Origin of the sequence: Psychroserpens jangbogonensis (genome assembly GCF_000797465.1) — a bacterium.
Lineage (GTDB): Bacteria > Bacteroidota > Bacteroidia > Flavobacteriales > Flavobacteriaceae > Psychroserpens > Psychroserpens jangbogonensis.
This window is the reverse complement of record NZ_JSWG01000011.1, coordinates 74561-99862: the sequence shown is the minus strand read 5'-3', so window position 1 is coordinate 99862 and position 25302 is coordinate 74561. Positions and strand designations below refer to the sequence as shown.

Sequence of the window (25302 nt, the reverse complement as noted above, 5' to 3'; positions counted from 1 at the left end):
AGAGTTTTGAAAATTCTTATTATACAACAAAAAATGATTGGTGATGTGCTCACCACAAGCATATTGTTTGAAGCTATAAAAGCCGAACATCCAAATGCTGAGCTACACTATGTCATAAACTCACACACCTATGCCGTTGTTGAGAATAATCCATATATAAATAAATTTTTATTTATTACTCCAGAAATTGAAGACAGTCGAGCTCAATTTTTAAGCTTTCTAAAAGATATAAGAAAAGAAGAATACGATGTTGTAATTGATGTGTACTCAAAATTTTCGAGTAATCTAATTACAAAATTTTCTGGTGCTGCCATTAAGATTTCGAAATATAAATGGTACACAAAATACTATTACACAAATACTTTTAAAGAAGCAACTGAGGCTAAAACTAACGCTGGATTAGCAATAGAGAACAGATTGCAAATGTTGGAACCTATTGTTAAAGAGATTCCGGAACCTATTCGACCGAAAATTCATCTAACACCTGAGGAGATTGAAACGTCTCATCAATTACTTAAAGATTCAAATATAGATTTGTCTAAGCCCTTATATATGATTAGCGTTTTGGGAAGTGGTGATAATAAAACTTATCCTTTGCCTCACATGGCAAAAGTGATTGACTTTATTGTAGAACAAACTAACGGACAAATTTTATTTAATTACATACCTAAACAAGTGGATGAAGCAAAAACGGTATATAATTTTTGTGCTTTGGAAACACGAAAACACATCTTTTTTGATGTCTTCGGAAAGGGATTACGAGAATTTTTAGCCATTACACATCATTGTACTGCCATGATTGGGAATGAAGGAGGTGCTGTTAATATGGCTAAAGCTTTAAATATTCCAACCTTTACTATTTTCTCACCTTGGATTATTAAAGAAGCATGGAATATGTTTGAAGATGGTACACAAAATGTCTCTGTTCACTTAAAAGACTTCAATCCAGATATTGTGAACAATTCAACATCTAAAGAATTGAAAGACAATTATAAGTCGCTTTATGAAATGATTAAGCCGTCTCTGTTTTTTGAAGAACTCAAAAAATTTCTTACTACCAATTAATCCATTTTGGATATAATCGCCTTATTAATTGACGATGTTCATCTGCTGTATGTAAATGGATGCTTTCAAAACGTCGTACTACTTTCCTTCTAGCAAAATATCCAAACCAATCAGCTAATGGCAAAAAGTCTCTGTGACCAATCCCATCAATGATAATTAATTCAATTGAATCATCTTTAAGTATTTTACAACAAATGTTGCGAGGTCTTAAATCGCTTGCAAATATCTTATGTTTGATCATTTGTTCTTTCAACCTATGTAACGCAGAATCAAAGATTGAATCCTCAATCGGACAATCCTTCATTACAATATAATCAAGTAAGGTTTTTGAAACCTTTTGAGTCTTTTCATCTCTAACTAAATCGTAAACAAACCCTTCACCAACATTAGTTTCAATAGTTTCGTGGTATAACGAATAAAACGGGTAGTCGAACTTTGCAACGTCTTTATTCTGTATCTTTTTGTAATAATCAATTTCCTTAGTGATATGAGATTCATCAACGTCTGGCAATCCAATTTTAATACATAAAGCATCATTATCAGGATAGAAATAGCATTTCCTTGCCAAGCCTTGAGCCATGTAATGTTCGTTGTTTAGAACTACCATTATGAATTTAGTTTTTCTATACCGTAAGGTGTTTTTGTTATTTTATCAGATTTTGTAGTTGCTCTTATAGCTTTGTTTTTTTCAATCATTTCAGGTGTTACATATCCTCTTGCATGATCTAAATGTAAACAAATAGCACTATATCTAATTTGCTTTGCCTTGAGTCCAGCATTAAACAAACGCTCTCCTAATTCTCTGTCTTCACCTCCATATTGCATGCGCTCATCGTAACCATTTGCAGTTATAATATCATTTTTATAACCAGAAGCGTTGTGACCATTCCAAGTCGCTGTAGTAGGTGTAAGTAAATTAAGCAAACTCTCTTTTAATCCTTTTGAAGTAATTTTATTATTCTTAAATGAAGATTTATGCCCGTTTTGTTTTAACCATTTGATATCAAAACAATGTTGTTCCTTTATATCAGCTTCAGAAATAGTTTCACTAATATCTATAGGCAATTTGAAATAACCTCCAGATAAAAAATAACCAACTTCTCTCCTATTGGCATGAACTTGCAAAAAATCTGCTCTTGCGATGCAATCGCCATCAGTATAAACGAGATACTCTCCTTTACTGGCTACTGTTGCTTTATTTAAAATGATTGTTTTTTGAAAGCCATTATCTTCGTGCCAAATGTGTTGTATAGGATAACTCAATTTAGTAGACATAGAATCTATAAGTAATTTTGTGTCTTCATTTGATCCATCGTCAGCAATAACGACTTCAAAATTTTTGAAGGTTTGAGCATCAAAACTCCACAATACTTTCTGTAACCACTTTGGATTATTATAGGTACTTATAATTACTGAAATGTCTATAGCTTTCATTGCATCAAAAATAGTTATTTTTGCCAAATTAAGATGAATGTAGAATGATTAAACTCTCAGGTGTTATTATTACGTTTAATGAAGACAAAAACATTGAAAGGTGTTTGCAATCTCTCGTTAATCTAGTTGATGAAATTATTGTTGTGGATTCATTTTCCACAGATAACACTAAACAGATTTGTTTAAAATACAATGTTACGTTTATTGAACAAGAGTTTCTTGGCTACATTGAACAAAAAAACTTTGCATTAAAACAAGCTTCAAACGATTTTATTGTATCGTTAGATGGTGATGAAGCCTTATCAGAAACACTTCAGAATTCAATTATTGAACTTAAGTCTAATTGGCAGTTTGATGGTTATTACTGTAATCGTTTTAATAATTTTTGCGGACAATGGATAAAGCATTCTGATTGGTATCCAAATAAAAAACTACGCGTTTTTGATAGATGTGTTGCGCATTGGGAAGGTATAAATCCACATGATGAAATCAAATTAAAAGACAACCGAAAAACGTCTAGACTTAAAGGCGACATCTTACATTGGACCTATCAAAGTTATCCAGAATTTAATCAGAAAACGGAATACTTTTCTACCATTTCGGCTCAAGCTTATTATGATAAAGGGGAAAAAGCACCATTATATAAAATTGTATGGAATCCAATTTGGGCTTTTTTTAAAGCTTACATTTTAAGATTTGGATTTTTAGATGGTAAAAATGGGTTTGTAATTAGTGCTCAAACGGCAAATATTACTTATTTAAAATACACCAAACTCAAAAAACTTTATAGGAATAAAGAGTTCTAAGACTTCTTCCAAAACTTGAGTTTGTTTTTGAGTCTTCTTTTTCTATGATATCTATTCTGAAATGCTTCTGTGTAAGACCACATTAAATTAAACACCTTGTTATAATCTTCACCAGAACATTTTGCATATTCGTCACTCATGGTTTCAATCATAGGTTTATGAGTCGTAAGTTTTGAGAAGTTCTTAATTCGAGTTTCAAAATCTAAGTCTTTAAACTCCATTCTATTTAAGTCCACTAAATAAAACTCATAGCTGTCGCCAGTTTTTTTAATCAAAGTGTTTCCTGGAGAATGATCTAAAAAATGAACATCCTTTTCATGCAACTTATATGTGAATCTAGTAAAAGCTCTTAGAATATTATCATAATCAGGATAATTAAAATCGGTAGTTAACTCACGATATGTTAAATCACAGTCCTGTTGTTCACTGATATAATAGCTTTTTTTGAAAAGCAAAAGCGATTTGTATTCGTAATAAGCCAAAGGTTGTGGTGTACCAATATTTAAACTCTTAAGCCAATTACCATATTCAAATGAACGCTGTGCTTTACTTTTTCTAAAGAATCTATAGGCAACTTGATTGATAAAATTAGGAACACGAAAAGATTTCACATTAACCGTCTTTCCATTTAAATCAAATAGTTTAAGTGAATTTCTATCTTGATTACCAAAATGCTCGCCTTTAGAATCAAAATTTGAAATGATATCATCAAAAAAAGCTTCGTGTACTTTATAATCTTTATGTATGCTTTTAGTTCTTTTCACTTAAATATTTATTAACCCCATTATCACACCAAACAGTTTTATTCTTAATTGCATCTTTCTGTATGGCATCATTAATAGTTAATTTTTGCTTTGAACTCTCTTTATGCCATATATGATATATAATAGCCTGATATTTTAATCGTTTTCCTGCAACCCCTTTATTCATCATTCTTATAATCAGTTCTGAATCTTCTCTACCCCAACCAGTCATATCTTCATTATACCCGTTAACAGCTATAAAATCAGCTTTCCAATAAGACAAGTTACAACCTCGTAATTTCCTAGACAGCTCATTGTTCTTTTTATACAATATCCTACCAAAAAAAGGCAAATGAATAGTTCTTCCTCTTTTTTTAATTCCTTTAGAAAAAAAAGAAAACCCTATTCTCTTTTGATCGAATAGTGTCTCTAGAAAAGATTCCTGAATATTTACTCGAGACCCATAGAGATATGTGTTTTTCTCAACACTACCGACATGATCTCCAACAAAGTTTTTATGCACAATACAGTCTCCATCCAACTGCATAATATAATCTCCTTTTGCCTTAGAAATAGCTAAATTTAACACAGCTGACCTTCTAAAACCATCATCTTCATGCCATATATGAATCAAAGGTACAGGGAAGTTTTCTTGAAACTTCCTAACCAATTGGAGTGTGTCTTCTGTAGACCCATCATCTGCCACCAACACTTCATATGGCAATACATTTTGCTTTGAAATGCTCAATAAAACCAACTCCAACGCTTTTGGCCAGTTATATGTTGTAATAATTAAGCTTACATTCACCTTATCCATTTCCCTTACTTAAAAAGATATTTAAACGATTGACCAAAATTTTTAAAGAACACATATAAAGCAGAATGATACATCCCTTCATCTTTTACACTTTTTGATAATTCTTCCACAGTAATTCCTTTTAAATACTTTAGGTTTTTCCAACTTGATGGTTCTAAATAAAAGAAATCTTGCATTGTGTTGTAATTAGTTTCATTTACAGACTCCCACTTCTCCAAAAACTCTTTTTTATTAATATCTACATCATGTCCCCAATTATCAAGTTTAAACTCAAGTTCTTCTCTTGTTCTTGATAAACATTCATGTAAAATCAAAGAATTATGATATACCGTTTTATGTTTTGTTTTTCTACCAACTTTGTAATCTGGATAGTTGGTTGCTGCTCTAATTTTAGTTGCTTTATCTACTACAAGAACACCTCCTTCCAGTTTTTTATAAATATTAACCAAAAAGGGAGAAACTTCTACGGGAGTTTTTTCTGGATTTTTCAATAAGTGTTTTTTTGATTTCAAAAAATCTACAAAACTTTTAAAATCAATAAAGTATTCATCTGCATCTAATTGTACGAGCCAATTTCCTATTCCCATTTTATCAGAAAGCATTTTTCGTTCTCTCACCTCACACTCCATTGTTGACAATTCTGGAACATAAAAATCATCTTCATAAATAACAATTTTACCGTCAGTGTCGAACGCTTTTATCCATTCAAAAAAAGAATCATCAATAGTAAACGGAGCACCATTCCAGGTCATTCTATTCTTATCTATCGCTAAAAAAATGGTGTCAGCATCTTTATAAACTCTAGGAATTGCGTTCTTTAGCAAATTAAAGTCATAAGATACCAGGAAGCCTACTTGTATTTTACCCACAAAAATAATTTTTACAAATATAATGTTAAGCTTTATAAATACTTACTTTTGCTATTGAAAAACATAAACCAATGAATTCTTTAACTGTAATCATGCCAGTTTATAATGGCGAAAAGTATCTGAAAGAAGCTATTGATAGTATTCTTAACCAGACTTTTGCAGATTTCAAACTATTGGTTTTAAACGATAATTCATCAGATAGCACACCAGAAATATTAGACACATATCAAAAAAAAGACAACCGTGTTGAAGTTATCAATAAAACTGAAAACGAAGGTCCCGCTAATTTAAGAAATGAAGGTATAGAAAGAGCTCATACTGAGTTTATCGCACTAATGGATGCTGATGACATTGCGTTACCAACACGATTTGAAAAGCAATTAGCTGTTTTTAAGAACAATCCAAATATTGGTGTCTGTGGAACCTGGTTAACTTTTTTTGGTGATAAACAAAAACTAATTAAACATTCAGTTAATCCAGAAAATTTAAAAGTACAGTTTTTAAGTAGTTGTGGTATTGGTAATCCAACAGTTATGTTTAGAAAGTCTGCAATTAAGGATTTTAAGTTTGAACATCAATATGTTCCTGCTGAAGATTACGGACTATGGAGTCAGGTAATTCAAGTTACTGATTTTTATAATATTCCTGAATCGTTGCTCAACTACAGATGGCATCCTAATAATATTAGTCAGACAAAAGAAGAAAATCTTAAAAAGGCTAATGTATTAATAAAGAAAAAGCAATTGCTTCATTTTGGTATTAACGAAACCAATACAAACCTTGACAATTATTTATATGCTGTCTCTTTAAAACGAAACCTCGCTCCAGAACAAGTTATTTCTGTTATTGAAGCATCAAAAGATTTGAAATCAAGAAATTCAGAAACTAAATATTACAACCTAGAGATTTTCAATAAGCATATTGATACTGTCATTATCAGAACCATTAGAAATTCTAGCTCTTACAATAAAAAGTTTTATAGCTATTTAAAAAATGAGTCCGGATATTTTGGTCAAATTCCATTTATAGATAAAATGGCACTCTTTTTTAAAAGTTTACTTTAAGAAACGTCTTTTGAAATATTTCAATTTGGTTTTTAAATTCCCGTTTTTAAAATAATCATTCATAAACGTTAGTTGATCTTCGCTTAATTTTTCTCCTTTTTGTTTAAGTTTAAGAAGTCCGAAAGCAGTTGCATTACCTAATGAATTTAATACGCGTTTCATGTTTTTAGTATGAGATTCTGGAACGGCATCCATTATTTCCTTAAGGTTTAAGTAGGACGTATATCTTTTCTGGTAATTTGATGTTAACGAATATATTCCACCTTCATGAACTCGATAGACAGAAGACACAAAGTTTAAAAAGACACCTTTTCCTTCCCTTAATAGCAAAACATACAACGAATTATCTTTATAGTATTTCAAGGTCTGATAGAGCTCTAAATCGAAAGCTTCTCGTTTAAACATTGAAGTTAATGTATAGGTAGAATATGGTCTAAACAGATTATTATAATCTATATCAATCACGTCTTTAGTATAACCAAAATCGGTCTTTGTGATTTCACCATTATCGTTTAAAATATTGTAATCAGTCCAACAAATCACATAGTCTGGATTAGCTTCTAAAAAATCAACTTGCTTTTGAAGTTTCAACGGATCAATCCAATAATCGTCACCTTCACAAACTGCAAAATATTTTCCATTAGCTGCTTTAAGGGTTCTGATAAAATTAGGAATCATCCCAATATTTTCTTCGCCATAAATCAGGTTGATTTTATCTCCATAAGTCTTACAAACCTCAAGTGTATTGTCTGGACTTTTGTCTTCGCCTACAACAACTTCAAAATCAAAATTTGTTTTTTGGGAAAGGATACTATCTAGAGTTTGTTTAATAAACTCTTCATGATTATAGGTGATTATTACAACAGAAACTAAAGGTTTACTCATTTGTCTTTATAATTTTACCTGGTACTCCAACTACTACACTATTATCAGGAACATCTTTTATTACCAAGGTTCCCGCTCCAATTATGCAATTACGTCCAATAGTAATATCCGGAATTATAATGGCATTAGTTCCAATACTTGTTAAATCTCCTATTTCGCACCTTCCAGAAATATTTACATTAGGTGATAATTCAACAAAGTCTCCTATGGTTGTATCATGACCAATGGTGCAATTCAAATTGATTAAACAAGCCTTTCCGACATTTACACTATTAGTAATTCTAACGCCTTGCATTATAGTTGTACCATTTCCAATACTTACATCAAAACTCCCAATAGAAGTGTCTTTAGCAATTATTGTTTTTGGATTAGCACCTAAATTCGAAAAGAAATCATACATTTTTTTTCTTATTATTGGTAAGCCTACTCCAATCACTACATCCTTATCTTCAGTTTTCTTAATAAATGTTTTCGCTTCGTTCTCTGACCTTAAAATTTTATATTTATCATATAATTGATCAGGACATGGATTAGTTACATTATCAAAAAACGCTATATTATCAGCTTTAAGATCTGAAACTACAACTTCTAAAACTTCCTTTGCATAGCCTTTAGCTCCTATAATTATCATTTATATATATTTTATAATAATATCACTTATTTTATTTACATCAGTCTCGGTCAAATCATAGTAGAGAGGCAAACACAAAATACGTTTTGAAATAGATTCAGAAACTTTCATTGACTCACCTTTTAAATAATCAATGGTGTTTAAAGATGGATAAAAGTAACGTCTAGGAAAAATTTGATTATCATTCAAGGCCTCTTTCACTGTGTTTAATTGTGATTCTGATTCAAATACTAAAGGAAAATAAGCGTAGTTATATTCTGAATCATTTATGATCCTCTGAAATTGCAAATTTTCTGAATTCAGTTTACTTAAGTATAATTTATAAAGTAATTCCCGTCTTGCAATAATATCATCAAAATATGGAAATACAGTTAAACCCATTGCTGCCTGAAATTCGCTCATTTTAGCATTGATTCCTAAACCATGAAAATTTTCCGGTCCATCATGACCAAAATTATGATGGTAATACAAAGCATCATAAAGCTCTTGGTCTTTTGTAAACAATGCTCCACCTTCTCCTGTATGGAAAATTTTTGTCGCATGAAAACTACATGTACTCACATCTCCATATTCAAAAATAGAAGTTCCTTTATAAATTACACCAAAAGCATGAGCTGCATCATAAATAACTTTCAAATTATATTTTTCTGCAATGCTCTGTATCGCTTCTAAATTGCAAGGATTCCCAAATACATGTGTTGCAATAATTGCAGTTGTTTTTTCAGTAATATTAGCTTCAATTTCTTTGGGATCAATATTGAAACTATCTGCCTCAATATCAGCGAAAATCGGTGTACATGATTCCCAAGCGATACTAGAAGCCGTTGCTATATAGCTAAACGGTGTGGTTATTATTTCACCCTTAAGTTCTAAAGCTTTTATAGCTATTTGAAGTGGCAATGTTCCATTTGTAGTCGCTATAACATGACTGATATCAAACTTATCTTTAATCTTTTGTTCCAACTCCTTTACCAAAGGACCTCTATTGGTGATCCAAGCTTTATCCCAAGATGTTTTTAAAATGGCATTATACTCTGCTTGATTTGGAAGGAAAGATTTTGTTACGTTAATCATTAAGAAAAGTTGATGAATTTAAAAATATAAAAACAAATATAAAATGTTTAAGTGTGTTGCACAATTTATATTAAAAATCATTGGCAAACAAGATAGGAATAATGCAATCAATACTTGAATTTGTCCATAAAATAAACATAAAGACATTTTATTAGAAGTCGACTATGTTGTAGATTTGTCAACTGAAACAAACTTTTATTTACTTTTTAAAAAAGTAATTAAATTCATCTCGAAGCATTTGAAATTGAAGTAATGAATTACAAAAACGCCTTACACAACACTATTTTTAAAATCATATCTGATTCTGCTCGCGAGCTTGAACTTGATTCATATGTGATTGGTGGCTTTGTACGTGATCATATTTTAAATCGAGGATTACATAAAGACATTGACATTGTTGCTGTTGGTAGTGGAATCACACTTGCCAAACAAGTCTCGAAAAACTTGCCTAACAAACCAAAAGTACAGGTATTTAAAACTTACGGAACGGCTATGCTTCCTTTTGAAGATATGGATATTGAGTTTGTAGGTGCTCGAAAGGAAAGTTATAATGAAGACAGTAGAAATCCTGTTGTTGAAAACGGAACTCTTGAAGATGACCAAAACCGAAGAGACTTCACAATAAATGCTTTAGCTCTGGATTTGAGTGAAGATAATTTTGGTGCCTTATTAGATCCTTTTAATGGTGTTGAAGACTTACAGAACAAAATCATTCGTACACCTCTAGATCCAGATATAACGTATAGTGATGATCCTTTGCGAATGATGAGAGCCATCCGATTTGCGACACAACTTGGATTTGTTATTGAAGCAAAATCATTGGAGTCAATTACAAGAAATAAAGATCGAATTAAAATCATTACTAAGGAACGTATAGTTGTAGAACTAAATAAGATTCTAGAAAGCGATGTACCTTCTGTAGGTTTCTTATTGCTTGAAAAAACAGGTTTATTAGACCATATCTTACCTGAAATAACTGCTTTAAAAGGTATAGATGAAATTGAAGGACAAAAACATAAAGACAACTTTTACCACACTTTAGAAGTTGTAGATAATATTTCAAAGCACACAGACAATCTTTGGTTGCGTTGGGCTGCACTACTCCATGATATCGGAAAAGCACCTACTAAAAAGTTTAGTAAAAAAGTAGGTTGGACATTCCATGCACACGAATTTGAAGGTGCTAAAATGGTATACCATTTATTCAAAAAGTTAAAAATGCCATTGAATGAAAAAATGAAATTTGTTCAAAAAATGGTTTTTATGAGTTCGAGACCTATTGTTTTAGCTCAAGACCTTGTTACTGATTCGGCTGTTAGGCGTTTGGTTTTTGATGCTGGTGATTATGTCGAAGATTTAATGACGCTTTGCGAAGCAGATATTACGACTAAGAATCCAAATAAATTTCAGAAGTATCATAATAATTTTAAGATTGTCCGTCAAAAAATTGATGAAGTTGAGGCACGTGATCAAATACGTAATTTTCAACCACCAATCTCAGGTGAAGATATCATGAAAGCTTTTAATATCAAGCCTTCTCGTGAAATCGGACACATAAAAGAATTGATTAAAGAAGCTATTCTCGAAGGTGATATTCCTAATGAATATGAAGCTGCTCATGAATTAATGATTAAAGAAGGGAAACGTTTAGGACTTACAACAAGTTAACCTCTTTTTAGTCTACTGCTTTTAAACTTAAATCTTTATTGTACACAGAGTGTGTCAAAGCTCCTGAAGAAATATAATCCACACCACATTCGGCATATTTTCTAATGGTTTTTTCGTTAATACCTCCTGAAGACTCAGTTAAACATTGATCACCAATAATCTTAACAGCTGTTCGAGTATCTTCATAATTGAAGTTGTCTATCAAAATTCGATACACACCTCCAACTTCAAGGATTTGCTTTATTTCATCAAGATCTCTTGCTTCAACAATAATCTTTAAATCACGATTGGTGTCTTTTAAGTATTGCTTTGTTTTATTAATTGCTTTTGTTATTCCTCCAGAAAAGTCAATATGATTGTCTTTCAACATTATCATATCATACAATGCAAACCTATGGTTCTCTCCTCCTCCAATTTTTACAGCCCATTTTTCTAGAGCTCTAAGTCCAGGTGTTGTTTTTCTAGTATCCAGAATTTTGGTTCCAGTACCTTCTAATAAATCAACAAACTGCTTTGTTTTTGTCGCAATCGCACTCATACGTTGCATCGCATTTAAAACCAAACGTTCAGCCTTCAAAATAGATTGCGAAGCACCTTCTACATAAAACACAATATCTCCATACTTTACAGGACTTCCATCCTCAATCAAGGTTTCAACTTTCATATCTTTATCGACATAAGCAAATACTTGCTTTGCGAATTCTACACCAGCAATAATGCCTTCATCTTTCACTAAAAGTTTGGCCTTACCTTTTGCTGTTGCTGGAATACAAGCTAAAGAACTGTGATCTCCATCACCTACATCTTCTCTTATCGCATTTGTAATAATGAGGTCTACTTCTATGTTGAATTGTTCTTGAGAAATCATATGAATGTATTTAATGTAAAAATAGTAATTGCAACTTAAAAAGTTTCAAAAAACAAATTCCAAATTCTAAAAAAGTATAACTTTGAAGCATGACAATTAAACTTCTTGCCATTGGCAAAACTGATAATAAGCAATTACAGGCTCTTATTGATGACTATCAAAAGCGTTTAGGTTTTTATGTGAAATTTGAATTTGAGATTATTCCAGATCTCAAAAAAGCAAAAAACCTTAGTGAAGACCAACAAAAACAAAAGGAAGGTGAACTCATTTTAAACAAACTGAATCCTACAGATGTTTTGATTTTATTGGATGAAAACGGAAAAGAATTAGATTCGGTTGCCTTTTCAAATTATTTACAAAAGCACATGAATTCGGGTATTAAACGATTGGTATTTGTGATTGGTGGACCTTATGGGTTCTCACCAGACGTGTATAAAAAAGCAAATGGAAAACTGTCATTATCTAAAATGACTTTTTCCCATCAAATGATTCGTTTGTTTGTGATTGAGCAATTGTATCGTGGCTTTACTATTTTACGAAATGAGCCTTATCATCATAGATGATTAATACTTTACTCTTATCGTCTTTTTGTAAGGTTGATAACCAACTAGTTTATAATGTGCTTCAACAATGTTATTATCCTCATTAAAAAAATAATACTCCTTCAAAATACCATTTGGAATATTTTTTTCTGATTTCCATACTTGATAAGCACCTCCAAAAGACAGTAATGGTAAATGAAATTCAGTTTTAGGCTCAACAGTGTAGTAAATATCTAAATTCATAGGATTAACATGTACTGATTTAAAAACATATCTTTTAAAAGAAGCTTCATTTATTAAAGTATCCCTAAGATTTTCAAAGTAATCATTATTATTGGCTTTTGAATTATAATCTTTTTTGAAAACATTAGCTTCAATCAAAATAGTCTCAGCTTTAAAAAAATCTTGCTTGTTTACAGTTGCATGACTTCGAACGCTTCCTGGCTTAAAAAAACTAATTCTATAATTTGTATCATCTTCACTTGAAAATTTACCATAATAAGAATTGTCTTTAGAATTTGTCAGGTAAAAAATAGATTTATCCTCTTTGCCACTTAACAGTGATTTGTACTCAATAATGTAATCGAATTCATAGTCTTTAGAACTCTTGAAATTTGACAAGAACAAAAAAGAACAAAAAATAAATATGTACTTCGTGTACTTCATAATTATTATTCTAGCCCAAGACTTTTAACGTAGGCTTTGTTATTCATTGGTCGACCTAGAAATTCTTCAACAGCCTCATCAACGGTTCTTTGACTTCCATTAGCAAGAATTAATTTTCTGTATCTCACACCAGTTTCTTGATTGCGTAATCCATTCTTTTCAAATACAGTAAACATGTCTTGAGCATAAACTTCAGACCATAAATAACCATAGTAATAAACTGGATGTGTATTGATATGAATCCAACAAGCTTGAGGATGAGTTCCTTCAACATACCAATCCATAACGCCCAATTGGTTATCTACATCACGCCATAACTGATCTGTATCTATTGGTTGCTCTGGATTGTATTTATCATATAAATTCATATCGTAAATACAGTTTCTTAATGACCCTTGAGCAGAAATACCTGATGATACATTTTTAGCATTCACCATGCTATTAAATAATTCTTTTGGCAATACTTCACCTGTTTCATAGTGCTTTGCAAACGTACTTAAGACATCATAATCCCAAATCCAATTTTCGAAAATCTGTGACATTGCCTCAACAAAATCCCTTTTTGTGTCAGATTGCATGCTGTATTCTCCTTCATAAGACATCTTGTCCATAATGTGTCCGAACTCATGAAATAAAGTGCTTAATTCACCATGAGTAATCATGGAAGGCAACTCATCAGTTCCCTTTGTAAAATTACCCAAGAGCATAGATACTGGAACTTCATAACCATCTTCCATTTGTTTTCCGGAAGATAAAGGCACAGCATAAAACCATGTTTCTTTATTTGGCCTTGGGTACAAATCCAGAAAGAAACGTCCTTTTAATTTATCATTTTCAAACACTTCATACGCTAAAACATCTTCATGCCAAACCGAAGCATTTTCTATTTTTTTGAATTCTACATCTAATAATTCTTGATATAACTCAAACATTCCTGAAAGACATGCACTCATTGGTAAATACTCACGTATTTTTTCGGCATCTACTTGGTATTCGGTTTTTAATATCTGATTTTTATAATATGCTAAATCCCAAGCATTTAAATCTTCATCAATACTGATATTATCCAACTTCTTTCTAGCCGTTTTTAACACCTCTATATCTTGAATGGCCTTTTCTTTAGATTCTGCTATCAGGTCATTAACAAATTTCCATACTGTCTCTGGGTTTTTAGCCATTTTAGGAACTAAATTATATTCCGCATAAGATTTGTAACCCATTAACTGTCCAAGTTGATAACGTTTTTTAACCAACTGATTTAAAATCTCTAAATTTTTATCAGCACCTCTATTAGAATACAGCATTTGGTATGCTTTTCTAGTTTCTGGATTTGTCGCATTATCCATAACTGGCCCTCTAGTTGAAGGTTGAGCAGGAATTTCATAAGTGCTATTTTCAGTCTTATATTTCTCTTTAAGACTCTCTGGAAGTCCGTCAGCTCCAGCTTCATCTAGTGTTAATACTGAATTAGCTGTATTCATATTTATTGAATACTGAGACGTCAAATCTGAAATTTCGGCTTTTAAGGTTTTAACCTTATCCAATTTATCATCAGCTAAATTAATTCCAGATTGTTTGAAATTATCAATGATATCGTCAACAAATCGTTGTCGTCTATTATTTAATTTAGAATAGGCTTCAGAAGCTGCAAAAGTTTCAAACTGTTTGAACAATTCTTTATCTGATGAAATCGCTGTGCTTATAGAATCTACTTTTTGAGAATACTCTATCCCTTTTACTCTAGTTATAGAATCTGTAGACGTCCAATACAACATAAATGAATTGCTGCCAGCTTGACTTAATTTATTGTATACAGCATCAAATGGAAGAAATGTATTTTCTAATGATGGCGTTGATTGACTTTTTATAACTTCAATCGTTTGCACTGCTTGTTCTATTTCATAATCTACGTAGGATTCTATAGATTCTCCTGTAACTTTAGCGTAATCAAAAGATTCATTTAAAGCAACATTAAACGGGTTATCTTTTGGTAACTCAACAGCAATTTTTTCGATTTCTTTTTCTGAACAATTCATAAGTGATAATAATACAATTACAAGGGCTAGTTTTTTCATTTGAAGAGAAATTTAAGTATCTACAAATATAACATTCAAAACTCACTAATTCTTTAATGCACAAAAAAGCCTCATAAAATGCTTTCGAATTTCATAAGGCCAGTTTGCGAAAAATTTAAAGAGTTAATGCGTCTTAAAAACTTCTTTTCGCCTTTTAAGTTGTTTTTCTAAATCGCTAATAGTTTTTCTAACAGCGACTTCATGTTTTGCTTCGTCTGAAGTAGCAAATATTCGTGGTCCAGGTAAACTTAATTCTATATCACATATTTTACCTTTTGTATGACTGTGTTCATCTTGTTTGAATCGGACTGCCGCTCCAATTAGAAAATCATATCTGACAAATAATTTATTTAATTTTTCTTTTGTAAAAGTGTTCAGTGTGTCACTTATATCTACATCGACATATCTAATGTTTACATCCATAATCGGTCTTGTTTTAGTTAATTTCAATACATAAATTTACAAAATTGAAAATAAAATTTAACTGACAAAAGTCATAAAGTATTGATAAATTTTACGGATTGAAAATCTATTCAAAAATCACCTTTTCAGTAGTTTTAAACCATGATGGATAAAACTCCTGATGAATTTTCTCAATACTGTTTCGTTTCACTTTCAAACTTGGTGTCGCTAAACCATTAGCAACATTCCAATCTTCTTTCATAATAACTATTTTTTCGATTCGCTCATGTTTTTCAAGCGTTGGATTAATTCCGGTTGCACTTGCTAGCAATGAACTTGAGACATCTTCTTTAGACTTTGCTTTTCCGAGTTCAGATAAGGTGATTAAAGCGATAGGTTGAGGAATTCCAGTACCAACAATACAAATCTGTTCAATATCTGTATTACCACACATTAATAACTCAATGTGTGATGGTGAAATGTATTTGCCTTTATCGGTTTTAAATTGATCTTTTACACGACCAACAATACTCAAAAATCCATCGTGATCAAATTCTCCCATATCGCCAGTTTTTAAATAACCTTCATCATCAAAAACTTCTGCTGTTAATTCTGGCGCTTTATAATAACCTTTCATCAAGCATTTATTCTTGATACAAATCTCACCTTCGGGTGACAATTTTGCTTTTACATTATCAAATGTTTTACCTACAGAACCAATTTTATTTGCTCCTGGTTTATTAAAATGAGATACACAACAATCTTCTGTCATTCCGTAACCTTGATAAATAGTTATCCCTAACTTTAAATACCATCTTACTATTTCAGAAGAAATTGGCGCAGCCGCTGAGGCAATAAAAACAGCCTCCTTTAAACCTAACTTATGTTTCAGTTTATTTTTTATTATGCCGTTTAGTATTGGGATTTTTAATAATAAATTAAGTTTCTTCTGAGGAAGAGATTCTAATATTTTCTCTCTGAATTTGGTCCATATTCTTGGCACTGCAAAAAACAAATTGGGCTGAACTTCTTCTAAATCTTTGGCAAATGTCTCTAAAGACTCGGCAAATGTAATCGAACCTCCTAATGCCATTCCTGCATTGTTTAGTAAACGTTCGGCTACATGAGCTAAAGGTAAATATGAAAACAGCCTTGGTTTACTATCTAATGTGAACTCTCGAACTAATGTTGATGATGACTCCATAAAATTACTGCCAGAATGCATCACACCTTTGGGAGTTCCAGTTGTTCCTGATGTATAAATAATTGTATGTAAAGCATCTGGATCTGTTTTATGAACTTCTTTAAGTGCTTGATTTTTTTCAATGATATCTTCCCATAACATGCCTTCTTGTTCGCCAAATAATCCAACACTAATTCTTGGAATATCTGGAATACCTTCCTTCTGAGATGCAAAATCATCCAACTTACCAATAATAATAGCTTTTGATTCGCTATGTACCAAAATTTGGTTCATTGATGAGCTGTTCAATGTTGGATAAATCGGAATAGACACATAACCAGCCATCATTATTGCTAAGTCTGATATAATCCAATGTGCGCAATTTTTTGAAAGTAAGGCGATATGACTTCGGTCTGGCAAACCTAAAGAATTTAAATATGTAGCCATTTTACGCGCTTCTTTACCAGCTTCTTGATATGTGTATTCTATTTTCTTACCATTAATAGGTTGTTTTAAAAAGATATGATTTGGAGATTCGGCTTCCCAATGCAGAAAAGCGGCTAATGGTGAATTAAATTCTTGCATTCTTTAATTTAGTTAGTAGTTACTAAAGATAACTAAAGTTTTTCAGTATAAAGCTTAATTTATTAAGACAAAAAAAACACAGATCCCAAAATCTGTGTTTTAAACTATTATCAATTTTTAACTAAATATTATTTAGTCTTTCTTACAACAATGTAAATATTTCGGCTTCTGACAACCTCGACTTTGGTGTTCTGTCAGTTGTGTTAAAATCAGAATCTGTTCTGTATCCAACAGCTACAACTGCAACAGAAGTATATCCTTTTTCTCGTAAACCAAACTCTCCATCAAGCGCTTTTAAATCTACGCCTTCCATAGGCAAAGCGTCTATACCAAGGGTTGCAGCGCCAAGCAAGAAGTTACCAATGTTTAGGTAGACTTGCTTTTCCAGCCAATGTTGAAAATCTTTTACATCATATTTATGGATATCAGCAAAAAGATTTCGACCTCCATGCGTATTTTGTTTCACTTCATCATTTGGAAATCTTCCATCTTTTTCTTCTTTATCTAAAAGATGTAACATATAGTCTTCATCTGCACTTGTTCTTGAGCAAAACACAACAACATGAGACGCATTTAATATTTTTGGCTCATTAAAATGAAAAAAGCCTTGAGCTCCTTTTGCTATTCTTTCTTTACCTTCTTTATCACCTGCGATTAGAAAATGCCAAGGCTGAATATTTGTACTTGAAGGACTCATTCTTAATAATGCTTTTAACTGTTTAACATTATCTTCGGAAATTTTTTTTGTTGGGTCAAAATCTTTTGTAGAATATCGCCAATTTAAGGTATCTATTATGTTCATATTTTAAATAATTATTTATACTATACTTTTTATAGTTGCAAAACTAAGTATAGTATATTACATTTGCAATAACGGTCTAAAAGGATAGTAGCATTTTATAACAAAAAAAGTTATGTATAAAGTAAAAGGAAAAGAATATCCATGTTGCACAAGCGTTACAATGGGCATCATTGGAGGAAAATGGAAATCGGTTATTTTGATTCATTTAATTGATAGTCCATTGCGATATAACGAATTAAGAAAACTTATTCCAACTGTAACTGAGCGTACGTTGAGTTTACAACTAAAAAAACTGGAAGAAGATGGAGTGATAAGTAGAAAAGTGTACACGACTAAACCTCCTTTAAAAGTTGAATATGCCTTAACAGATTTCGGAAAAACACTTATTCCTATTCTGATTTCTATTGCAGAATGGGGTGATTTTGTAGTTGAAAATTATTCAGATAAAAAAAATAATTAAAGTATCTTTAAAGCTTCAATATTTATAGTCATGCAGCTCGTTTTCGCAACAAACAATCTTAATAAACTCAAAGAAGTACAATCCTTAATTCCTTCACATGTTAAACTATTAGGTTTAAAAGACATTGGTTGTTTTGAAGACGTACCAGAAACGCAATTAACAATTAAAGGCAATGCCATTCAAAAAGCAGAATATATAAAAGAACACTATGGATTTGATTGCTTTGCTGATGACACAGGTTTAGAAGTTGAAACGCTTAATGGTGAGCCTGGTGTTTTTAGTGCTCGTTATGCTGGAGAGCTACGAGATGCTAATGATAATATGGATAAGTTACTTCAAAATCTTGAAGTAAGACCGAATAGAAATGCACAGTTTAAAACCGTTATTGCGCTTCATCTAAATAATAACTTAGAAACGTTTACTGGAATTTGTAAAGGCGAAATTACTAAAACCAAACATGGAGATAAAGGTTTTGGATATGATCCAATTTTTAAAGCTGAAGGTTATAATAAAACATTTGCTGAAATTTCGTTAGATGAAAAGAACACCATTGGACATCGAGGGAAAGCTGTTAGGTTATTGGTTGAATTTCTAAATACAATTTAAGCAAGATATTTGACACCAAACTGAATAGATAAAAATCATCAAATAAAAAAGACCTTACATTTCTGCAAGGTCTTTTTTATTTGATGGTAGTTAATTAGCTTTTAACAATCAAAAAAAATAATATGATTTTTTACTTAGTACATCATTCTAATGCATTAAGAATCGTTTTAAATTAAACTTTCTTTCATCAGGACTTGCAACAGTCTCACCATTTCTTTGAGCATTTGGATAATTGAAAACTTCATAATAACCAGCATCACCATATAATAATCTATAATTACCTATGCCTTCTTCATACGTGTATATTTCTTCCTCTGTCCATCCATCACCACTCTCTGAAATAGATTCTAAAAGTCCTTGACTATTATAGCTAAAATATTCGCTATCATCTAATTCCCAAATACCATTATCATCATCAAAGTCATAATCATCAATTTGAATCACTTTATTTCCAGAATATAAGTATACATCTTTATCAGAATTTTCCCAAACTCCGTTATCATAGTACAGTCTTAATACCTCTGTCAAGTTTCCATTTACATAAGAGAATTCATATTTGCGATCTAATTCTTCAATACCGTTATAGTAGTTGTATTCAATAATTTCATCTAGGTTTTCTCCAATATATGTACAGACATACTTTTCATCTAATTCACCATTTTCAAAAAACTCAACTTTCATTATTTTATCTCCACTGTACGTAAAAACTTCTCTATAAACATAATTCAAATAGGTGTTTTGGATTTCCATAACTTTCCCATTTACAATTTTGATTTGATTTGATGACTGCATATTCTGATACACCCAATCATCTCCATCTTTGTCATAGCGGGTAGAAGACACCCAATCACCATTATACTCAAATTCCGTTTTTCTGTCTTCCACCCAAATTCCATTTTCTTTGTCAAGATTAATAACTTCTGTTAACCGATTATCTATATAATTATAAAGATCTTTGTCTTCATAAATATTTGAACCTGAAATTTCAGTGTTAACTATTTCAGCAACTCTGTACGTTACCGTTGTGGGACCATCTCCATCTCCATCATCATCACTACTACATCCTGTAAAAGTTATGGTAAAACAAAAAATAGTAAGAATAGAAAGAATACCTGTAATAAACTGTTTAGTTTTCATAGTTATTAAGTTTTATTTATTATTAAATACTCAACATTGAGTAAATTTTCCGGAATTATTTCCGATTAAAAAGGTAAGAGGATTGTAAAATTCACACAATGATATATATCATTATACAGAATGATTTAACTAGAAAAATAGGGAAAGCACGATAAATAGAAAATTTTAAAAAGCGGCTTTTAGCAGAGGGTTTAAACTTTACTTCCAATGGAGATAAACTAGAATATTGATTATCCAAATAAAAGCCTATCTTTGCACCTTGAAAAATCCCGAAGAATCGGGACGTTAAATTCCTCAGAGTGAGGATGTGTTACCTAGAAGTTTAAGTGTTTAGTATGTCGATTCGCTTCTTTTGTAACACCAAAGGACATAATCGAATACAAAACAAAAGAATGAGCACATTCCAAGAACTCGGTCTTAATGAAGACCTTATTGCAGCTATTAACGATTTAGGATTTGAAAACCCTAGTGATGTACAAGCAAAAGCAATTCCAATTTTATTAGAAGAAGATACCGATCTTGTTGCCTTAGCGCAAACAGGAACAGGTAAAACTGCCGCATTCGGATTTCCGATGCTACAAAAAATTAATGTAGATAGTCGTACGACGCAAGGATTGATACTCTCTCCTACTCGTGAACTTTGTTTACAAATTACCAACGAGATTAAACTTTACGGAAAGTATTGTAAAGGTCTGAATGTTGTCGCTATTTATGGTGGTGCAAGTATTCAAGATCAAGCAAGAGCTGTAAAACGTGGCGCACAAATTATTGTGGCTACTCCAGGTCGTATGAAAGATATGATTAGTAGAAACATGGTTGATATTTCTAAAATTGAATATTCAGTTTTAGATGAAGCCGATGAAATGCTAAACATGGGATTCTATGAGGATATCACTGATATCTTATCACATACACCAGATGATAAAAATACGTGGCTGTTTTCTGCAACGATGCCTAAAGAGGTATCTAACATTGCTAGAAAATTCATGGATAGCCCTATTGAAATTACGGTTGGAAATAAAAACGAAAGCACAAGTCAAGTCTCTCACGAATACTATTTAGTAAACGCAAGAGATCGCTACCAAGCCTTAAAACGTTTGTCTGATGCAAATCCAGATATCTTTTCTGTGATTTTCTGTCGCACAAAACGTGATACACAAAAAGTAGCCGAAAACTTAATCGAAGATGGTTACAGTGCTGGAGCTTTACATGGAGATTTAAGTCAGAATCAACGTGATATGGTAATGAAGTCTTTCAGAAACAAACAAATACAAATGCTAGTTGCAACAGATGTTGCTGCTCGTGGTATTGACGTTGATGATATTACTCACGTTATCAATTACCAATTACCTGATGAACCTGAAATTTACACACACCGTTCTGGACGTACAGGACGTGCTGGTAAAACTGGTATTTCGATGGTAATCGTTTCTAAAAGTGAAGTGCGTAAAATTAAAAGTATCGAGCGCATCATCAAGAAAGAATTTGAGAAAAAAGAAATTCCTGATGGAATGGAAATTTGTGAAGTTCAATTGATGTCACTTGCTAATAAAATACACAATACAGAAGTTAATCATGAGATTGACAAATATCTAACGAGTATAAATGATTTATTTGAAGATACTGATAAAGACGAATTGATTAAAAAATTCTTCTCAGTTGAGTTTACTCGTTTCTTTGACTATTACCAAAAAACTAAAAACCTTAATGCTCCAAGTTCTTCTAGAGATTCTGAAGGCGATAGTGGTGGTCGTGGTTATGGAGGAAGTAAAAATGAATCACGTTACTTTATAAACGTAGGGCGAAAAGATGGTTATGATTGGATGAAACTAAAAGATTTCTTAAAAGAAGTTTTAGAGTTAGGTCGTGATGATGTCTTTAAAGTTGATGTAAAAGAGAGTTTTTCTTTCTTTAATACTGAAAAAGAAGTTCAAGAGAAGGTATTAGCCTTTTTTACCGATTTTAAACATGACGGAAGATTTGTCAATGTTGAAGTTAGTGAAGACAGAGGTGGTGACGGACGAAGTCGAGGTGGACGATCATCTGGTGGTGGACGTCGTGATAGCGGACGCTCAGGTGGTGGACGTCGTGATGGTGGACGCTCTTCTGGTGGTGGTGACCGAAGACGCAACGATGATAAACGCTCATCTGGAAGACGTAGTGATTCTGATTCTGGCAACAGAAGTGACAGACGCTCTTCTGACAGACGCTCTTCTGAAGGTTCAGGAAGACGAAGTGATTCTGGAAACAGAGGCGATAGACGTTCTAGCGATAGTTCTGGAAATAGAAGTGATAGACAAAGTTCAGGAGGAGACTCAAGAGCACCTAGACGTTCAGAGAGTAGTTCTGGATCTGACAGACCTAGACGTTCAAGACGTAGAGATTAAAAAAAAGCCTTGTTTTAAACAAGGCTTTTTTTTTTATAGTAAACTAACGTCTCAATGTAAAATGACCTGTATATGTTTTTCCATTACTGGGTCGTTTAACCGCAAACCAATAATCTGTAGCTGGCATATCTTGACCATTATGACTCCCATCCCAACCAATGGAGCCCGTTGTGAATTCTGCAATTAGTTTGCCATATCTATCAAATATTAACACTTCTAAATCAAGCTCTGTTGAGCCGTTAATAATTTGCCAAAATGGATTATATTCGTCTCCATTTGGTGTAAAAAATTTAGGATAATATAACAGAAATACGTCTTCACTAACTATACCACAATCATTTTTATCTCTAATATAAACAGTGTAAGCATCTGGAGATAACCCTGTAAAAATATTACTGTCTTGGTATGTAATATTATCTAAAGAAAATTCATAATCACCTAAGCCATCTACAAAAACACTTATAATATTATTATTTAGTGACCAATCTTCAATTTGAATATTAACAATTGTTGCAATATCAGACGCATTTATTACGAACGTTTTAGTTCTCGAACAACTAATAAATGGCACTTGGTTCTCATCAATAATATCAACTGTATAAATTCCAGCTTCATTAACCGTAATAATTCGAGTAGCCTCTCCAGTAGACCAATAATAATTATAACCTTCCTCTGCTTCTAACTGAATAGAATCACCTACACATAACATATAAGTCTCCTCTTCAATTATAGAAGGCAAAGGAAACGTTGAAATTTCAAATGATGTAATATCATAACAAATTCTATTATTAGCATTTTCAATCCGTGCAAAAATGCTTTCAGGATTGCTCGTATTTTCATAATTACTAGGTAACATATTAGTACCTTCATTAGCAAATTCTTCAGATATATGAAAGGTAATATTAAAATTTCCAACTTGTCCATTTAATATCTGATCATTCAGACTAAAAAGATTAAAATTTTCAAAGCCGTCAGAACTAAGATCATCACATAAAATATAATCTGTTATAGTGTTAGCTATTGGTGAATCATAAATTTCAATAGTTTTTGATAAGGTTGTTGTATCTGATAGAGAATTAACAATTACAACTACATCATATTCACCAGGAGATGCATACACATGTAATGGATTTTCATCTTCAGAAGTATTACCATCTCCGAAATTCCACGAAATTGATACAATTTCATCAGAAGCAGAAACTGAAAATTGTGTACTTTCACCAAGACAAATTCCTTCTACATTAATTCCAACATTAAAAAAGGATTGGATAAAAGGCGGTAATCCAAAAACACCTAATCTTCCTCCAAGGCTGACCGTTTCAGAAGAATAGTTAGCTGAAATCCCGATACTATTTGGGTTTTCGATAACATCAATAAAAAATGCTTCAGCCACAGACACATACATTTTTTGATCTATAGCAAGTTGAATTGCTCCAAGAATTCTATTACCTTCATAAAGAATCGTGTCTGAATTTAAAATATCTACAACTGAATTTTGATTAATATCAAATTGATGAACTCTACTAACATTATTTTCAAAATCAACATCAGACACATACAACAGTTGATTATTAGGAGAAAACTCTATTCCATATGCTCCAGAGGCATTATTATCATAAAACACACCTTGTAATTCTAATGGGTTAGACACGATTCCAGTAGAATTATCAAAATCGAATAACTCAACATCTACATCTGCAACAAATTTAGCTAGTGCCAAGCGTTCTCCGTTAGGAGAAATCTTCATATACCCAAATGATTCTTGTGTTGGACCATCATGCATACTTCCAACTGAGGAAATAACTGGAGTTGTTGTAACTCCTGATTCAGAAATTAAGTATGATGTGAAGTTATTTGAATTAAATTCGTGTGTTACTACCCAAAAATCAATTCCATTAGCATGGTCTATTGCTGTCACTTTTTCAGATACTGGTGTCACTAGTTGAATATTCTTTAAAGAAGTCACATCACCATTACCTCCATTTAATGCCATATCAACTTCAGAATAATTAAGTCCATTTGGACCAGCAGAATCATCAACGGTAAAAATATAATAAACGTTGGTATTATTTGGTTTTGGTACTATAATTCCAGATTGTGTACTAGAAGGATCTCCTAACAATCCAGTACCATTGGGCATCACATTATGATTTCTGTTCCAGACTATAATCCCATCAGTATAAAACAACAAACTACCATTGGCATCTGAAATTGTGGCACAACCTTCAACTGTATCAATCTGACCATCTAATAATGGTACAGGAACTCCAGAATTAAAATCTAAACCTGCATTATCACCGAAATACCATATTGCAGCTTCTTGTTGTGCAAAACTGTTAACTGCTAAGCAACATAGGAGTAATATAATACTAAACGTTGGTTTTAGACTCATCATAGTTTTGTTTAATATATACAATAAAATAAGCATACAAAACTTTAACACAACACTAAATATAGGCTTCAGAATCACATCTTGTTAATATTAAGTCAAATTATTAGGCATTCATTTAGTTATTTACTTTTGTTTAGTACT

At 31.9% G+C, this 25302-nt stretch carries 24 protein-coding genes; 8 read left to right on the top strand and 16 right to left on the bottom strand.

The genetic code is table 11. The annotated features are described in order from the left end of the window. Positions 1-6: 6 nt before the first annotated feature. Entirely contained in the window at positions 7-1065 is a 1059-nt protein-coding gene (locus tag RH81_RS11675) for a glycosyltransferase family 9 protein (RefSeq protein ID WP_033960525.1), read from the top strand. On the opposite strand, the gene RH81_RS11670 is transcribed toward RH81_RS11675, so the two are convergent. Together RH81_RS11670 and RH81_RS11665 are read right to left on the bottom strand one after the other, a co-directional pair. Next, the gene (locus tag RH81_RS11670) at positions 1055-1672 is read right to left on the bottom strand and encodes a YrbL family protein (RefSeq protein WP_033960524.1); all 618 of its coding nucleotides are present in this window, start codon (positions 1670-1672) and stop codon (positions 1055-1057) included. The genes RH81_RS11675 and RH81_RS11670 overlap by 11 nt on opposite strands. Continuing rightward, complete coding sequence (locus RH81_RS11665; RefSeq protein WP_033960647.1) at positions 1672-2499, bottom strand: glycosyltransferase family 2 protein; 828 nt, start codon at positions 2497-2499, stop codon at positions 1672-1674. The genes RH81_RS11670 and RH81_RS11665 overlap by 1 nt, the downstream gene beginning before the upstream one ends. A 44-nt stretch (positions 2500-2543) precedes the next feature. Here RH81_RS11665 and RH81_RS11660 point away from each other — a divergent pair, with 44 nt between their 5' ends. Next, positions 2544-3305, top strand: coding sequence for a glycosyltransferase family 2 protein (locus tag RH81_RS11660; protein ID WP_033960523.1), 762 nt, complete (start codon positions 2544-2546; stop codon positions 3303-3305). Here RH81_RS11660 and RH81_RS11655 read toward each other — a convergent pair. The 3 genes from RH81_RS11655 to RH81_RS11645 are packed head-to-tail and all read right to left on the bottom strand — an operon-like array spanning position 3302 to position 5734. Further along, positions 3302-4069: a Kdo domain containing protein gene (locus RH81_RS11655; protein ID WP_033960522.1), complete on the bottom strand. Its 768-nt coding sequence runs from the start codon at positions 4067-4069 to the stop codon at positions 3302-3304. The genes RH81_RS11660 and RH81_RS11655 overlap by 4 nt on opposite strands. Further along, a complete protein-coding gene (locus tag RH81_RS11650; protein ID WP_033960521.1) occupies positions 4056-4865 on the bottom strand; it encodes a glycosyltransferase family 2 protein in 810 nt (269 codons plus the stop codon). Before RH81_RS11650 ends, RH81_RS11655 begins: the two co-directional genes overlap by 14 nt. 5 nt (positions 4866-4870) lie before the next feature. Further along, a complete protein-coding gene (locus tag RH81_RS11645; RefSeq protein WP_033960520.1) occupies positions 4871-5734 on the bottom strand; it encodes a hypothetical protein in 864 nt (287 codons plus the stop codon). Between the two features lie 71 nt (positions 5735-5805). Between RH81_RS11645 and RH81_RS16560 the strand changes: the two genes are divergently transcribed. After that, entirely contained in the window at positions 5806-6798 is a 993-nt protein-coding gene (locus RH81_RS16560) for a glycosyltransferase family 2 protein (protein WP_052172541.1), read from the top strand. Here RH81_RS16560 and RH81_RS11635 read toward each other — a convergent pair. Genes RH81_RS11635 through RH81_RS11625 form a run of 3 tightly spaced genes read right to left on the bottom strand, consistent with a single transcriptional unit; the run spans position 6790 to position 9388 of the window. After that, positions 6790-7683, bottom strand: coding sequence for a glycosyltransferase (locus RH81_RS11635; protein WP_052172540.1), 894 nt, complete (start codon positions 7681-7683; stop codon positions 6790-6792). The genes RH81_RS16560 and RH81_RS11635 overlap by 9 nt on opposite strands. Further along, positions 7676-8314 carry an acetyltransferase gene (locus tag RH81_RS11630; RefSeq protein WP_033960519.1) on the bottom strand — a complete coding sequence of 213 codons (639 nt, stop codon included), beginning with the start codon at positions 8312-8314 and terminating at the stop codon, positions 7676-7678. The genes RH81_RS11635 and RH81_RS11630 overlap by 8 nt, the downstream gene beginning before the upstream one ends. Next, positions 8315-9388: a DegT/DnrJ/EryC1/StrS family aminotransferase gene (locus RH81_RS11625; protein WP_033960518.1), complete on the bottom strand. Its 1074-nt coding sequence runs from the start codon at positions 9386-9388 to the stop codon at positions 8315-8317. It lies immediately after the preceding gene. A gap of 252 nt (positions 9389-9640) precedes the next feature. Here RH81_RS11625 and RH81_RS11620 point away from each other — a divergent pair, with 252 nt between their 5' ends. Continuing rightward, positions 9641-11056 (top strand): CCA tRNA nucleotidyltransferase, encoded by a 1416-nt coding sequence (locus tag RH81_RS11620; RefSeq protein ID WP_033960517.1) that lies wholly within the window; start codon positions 9641-9643, stop codon positions 11054-11056. 7 nt (positions 11057-11063) lie between these two features. Here RH81_RS11620 and nadC read toward each other — a convergent pair whose 3' ends face one another. Then, positions 11064-11924, bottom strand: coding sequence for a carboxylating nicotinate-nucleotide diphosphorylase (gene nadC / locus RH81_RS11615; protein ID WP_033960516.1), 861 nt, complete (start codon positions 11922-11924; stop codon positions 11064-11066). Positions 11925-12013: 89 nt separating this feature from the next. Between nadC and rlmH the strand changes: the two genes are divergently transcribed. After that, positions 12014-12487 carry a 23S rRNA (pseudouridine(1915)-N(3))-methyltransferase RlmH gene (rlmH, locus tag RH81_RS11610; RefSeq protein WP_033960515.1) on the top strand — a complete coding sequence of 158 codons (474 nt, stop codon included), beginning with the start codon at positions 12014-12016 and terminating at the stop codon, positions 12485-12487. Here the strand turns inward: rlmH and RH81_RS11605 are convergent, their stop codons facing one another. The 5 genes from RH81_RS11605 to nfsB form a co-directional block, all read right to left on the bottom strand. After that, positions 12488-13132: a hypothetical protein gene (locus RH81_RS11605; RefSeq protein WP_152604829.1), complete on the bottom strand. Its 645-nt coding sequence runs from the start codon at positions 13130-13132 to the stop codon at positions 12488-12490. It lies immediately after the preceding gene. Positions 13133-13137: 5 nt separating this feature from the next. Continuing rightward, positions 13138-15207 carry a M3 family metallopeptidase gene (locus RH81_RS11600; RefSeq protein ID WP_033960512.1) on the bottom strand — a complete coding sequence of 690 codons (2070 nt, stop codon included), beginning with the start codon at positions 15205-15207 and terminating at the stop codon, positions 13138-13140. A gap of 123 nt (positions 15208-15330) precedes the next feature. Further along, positions 15331-15630 (bottom strand): ribosome hibernation-promoting factor, HPF/YfiA family, encoded by a 300-nt coding sequence (hpf, locus tag RH81_RS11595; protein WP_033960509.1) that lies wholly within the window; start codon positions 15628-15630, stop codon positions 15331-15333. 106 nt (positions 15631-15736) lie between these two features. Continuing rightward, the gene (locus tag RH81_RS11590) at positions 15737-17377 is read right to left on the bottom strand and encodes an AMP-binding protein (protein WP_033960508.1); all 1641 of its coding nucleotides are present in this window, start codon (positions 17375-17377) and stop codon (positions 15737-15739) included. Positions 17378-17519: 142 nt separating this feature from the next. Continuing rightward, positions 17520-18179 carry an oxygen-insensitive NAD(P)H nitroreductase gene (gene nfsB / locus RH81_RS11585; protein WP_033960507.1) on the bottom strand — a complete coding sequence of 220 codons (660 nt, stop codon included), beginning with the start codon at positions 18177-18179 and terminating at the stop codon, positions 17520-17522. Between the two features lie 112 nt (positions 18180-18291). On the opposite strand from nfsB, the gene RH81_RS11580 reads away from it, so the two are divergent. Both RH81_RS11580 and RH81_RS11575 read left to right on the top strand, forming a co-directional pair. Then, on the top strand, positions 18292-18639 hold the full coding sequence (locus tag RH81_RS11580; protein ID WP_081988305.1) for a winged helix-turn-helix transcriptional regulator: 348 nt from the start codon (positions 18292-18294) through the stop codon (positions 18637-18639). Positions 18640-18669: 30 nt separating this feature from the next. After that, positions 18670-19245: a non-canonical purine NTP diphosphatase gene (locus RH81_RS11575; RefSeq protein ID WP_033960505.1), complete on the top strand. Its 576-nt coding sequence runs from the start codon at positions 18670-18672 to the stop codon at positions 19243-19245. A 147-nt stretch (positions 19246-19392) separates the two neighbouring features. Here the strand turns inward: RH81_RS11575 and RH81_RS11570 are convergent, their stop codons facing one another. Next, positions 19393-20382: a hypothetical protein gene (locus tag RH81_RS11570; RefSeq protein ID WP_033960504.1), complete on the bottom strand. Its 990-nt coding sequence runs from the start codon at positions 20380-20382 to the stop codon at positions 19393-19395. Positions 20383-20774: 392 nt separating this feature from the next. Here RH81_RS11570 and RH81_RS11565 point away from each other — a divergent pair, with 392 nt between their 5' ends. Then, positions 20775-22769 carry a DEAD/DEAH box helicase gene (locus RH81_RS11565; RefSeq protein WP_033960503.1) on the top strand — a complete coding sequence of 665 codons (1995 nt, stop codon included), beginning with the start codon at positions 20775-20777 and terminating at the stop codon, positions 22767-22769. A gap of 43 nt (positions 22770-22812) precedes the next feature. Here the strand turns inward: RH81_RS11565 and RH81_RS11560 are convergent, their stop codons facing one another. Next, on the bottom strand, positions 22813-25164 hold the full coding sequence (locus RH81_RS11560) for a T9SS type B sorting domain-containing protein (protein WP_033960502.1): 2352 nt from the start codon (positions 25162-25164) through the stop codon (positions 22813-22815). Positions 25165-25302: the final 138 nt, after the last annotated feature.

Coding starts and splice junctions, on each gene's coding strand:
- RH81_RS11670 (WP_033960524.1), bottom strand. CDS start 1,672: ATGGTAGTTCTAAACAACGAACATTACATGGCTCAAGGCTTGGCAAGG.
- RH81_RS11665 (WP_033960647.1), bottom strand. CDS start 2,499: ATGAAAGCTATAGACATTTCAGTAATTATAAGTACCTATAATAATCCA.
- RH81_RS11660 (WP_033960523.1), top strand. CDS start 2,544: ATGATTAAACTCTCAGGTGTTATTATTACGTTTAATGAAGACAAAAAC.
- RH81_RS11650 (WP_033960521.1), bottom strand. CDS start 4,865: ATGGATAAGGTGAATGTAAGCTTAATTATTACAACATATAACTGGCCA.
- RH81_RS16560 (WP_052172541.1), top strand. CDS start 5,806: ATGAATTCTTTAACTGTAATCATGCCAGTTTATAATGGCGAAAAGTAT.
- RH81_RS11635 (WP_052172540.1), bottom strand. CDS start 7,683: ATGAGTAAACCTTTAGTTTCTGTTGTAATAATCACCTATAATCATGAA.
- RH81_RS11630 (WP_033960519.1), bottom strand. CDS start 8,314: ATGATAATTATAGGAGCTAAAGGCTATGCAAAGGAAGTTTTAGAAGTT.
- RH81_RS11625 (WP_033960518.1), bottom strand. CDS start 9,388: ATGATTAACGTAACAAAATCTTTCCTTCCAAATCAAGCAGAGTATAAT.
- RH81_RS11620 (WP_033960517.1), top strand. CDS start 9,641: ATGAATTACAAAAACGCCTTACACAACACTATTTTTAAAATCATATCT.
- nadC (WP_033960516.1), bottom strand. CDS start 11,924: ATGATTTCTCAAGAACAATTCAACATAGAAGTAGACCTCATTATTACA.
- rlmH (WP_033960515.1), top strand. CDS start 12,014: ATGACAATTAAACTTCTTGCCATTGGCAAAACTGATAATAAGCAATTA.
- RH81_RS11605 (WP_152604829.1), bottom strand. CDS start 13,132: ATGAAGTACACGAAGTACATATTTATTTTTTGTTCTTTTTTGTTCTTG.
- RH81_RS11600 (WP_033960512.1), bottom strand. CDS start 15,207: ATGAAAAAACTAGCCCTTGTAATTGTATTATTATCACTTATGAATTGT.
- hpf (WP_033960509.1), bottom strand. CDS start 15,630: ATGGATGTAAACATTAGATATGTCGATGTAGATATAAGTGACACACTG.
- RH81_RS11590 (WP_033960508.1), bottom strand. CDS start 17,377: ATGCAAGAATTTAATTCACCATTAGCCGCTTTTCTGCATTGGGAAGCC.
- nfsB (WP_033960507.1), bottom strand. CDS start 18,179: ATGAACATAATAGATACCTTAAATTGGCGATATTCTACAAAAGATTTT.
- RH81_RS11580 (WP_081988305.1), top strand. CDS start 18,292: ATGTATAAAGTAAAAGGAAAAGAATATCCATGTTGCACAAGCGTTACA.
- RH81_RS11575 (WP_033960505.1), top strand. CDS start 18,670: ATGCAGCTCGTTTTCGCAACAAACAATCTTAATAAACTCAAAGAAGTA.
- RH81_RS11570 (WP_033960504.1), bottom strand. CDS start 20,382: ATGAAAACTAAACAGTTTATTACAGGTATTCTTTCTATTCTTACTATT.
- RH81_RS11565 (WP_033960503.1), top strand. CDS start 20,775: ATGAGCACATTCCAAGAACTCGGTCTTAATGAAGACCTTATTGCAGCT.
- RH81_RS11560 (WP_033960502.1), bottom strand. CDS start 25,164: ATGATGAGTCTAAAACCAACGTTTAGTATTATATTACTCCTATGTTGC.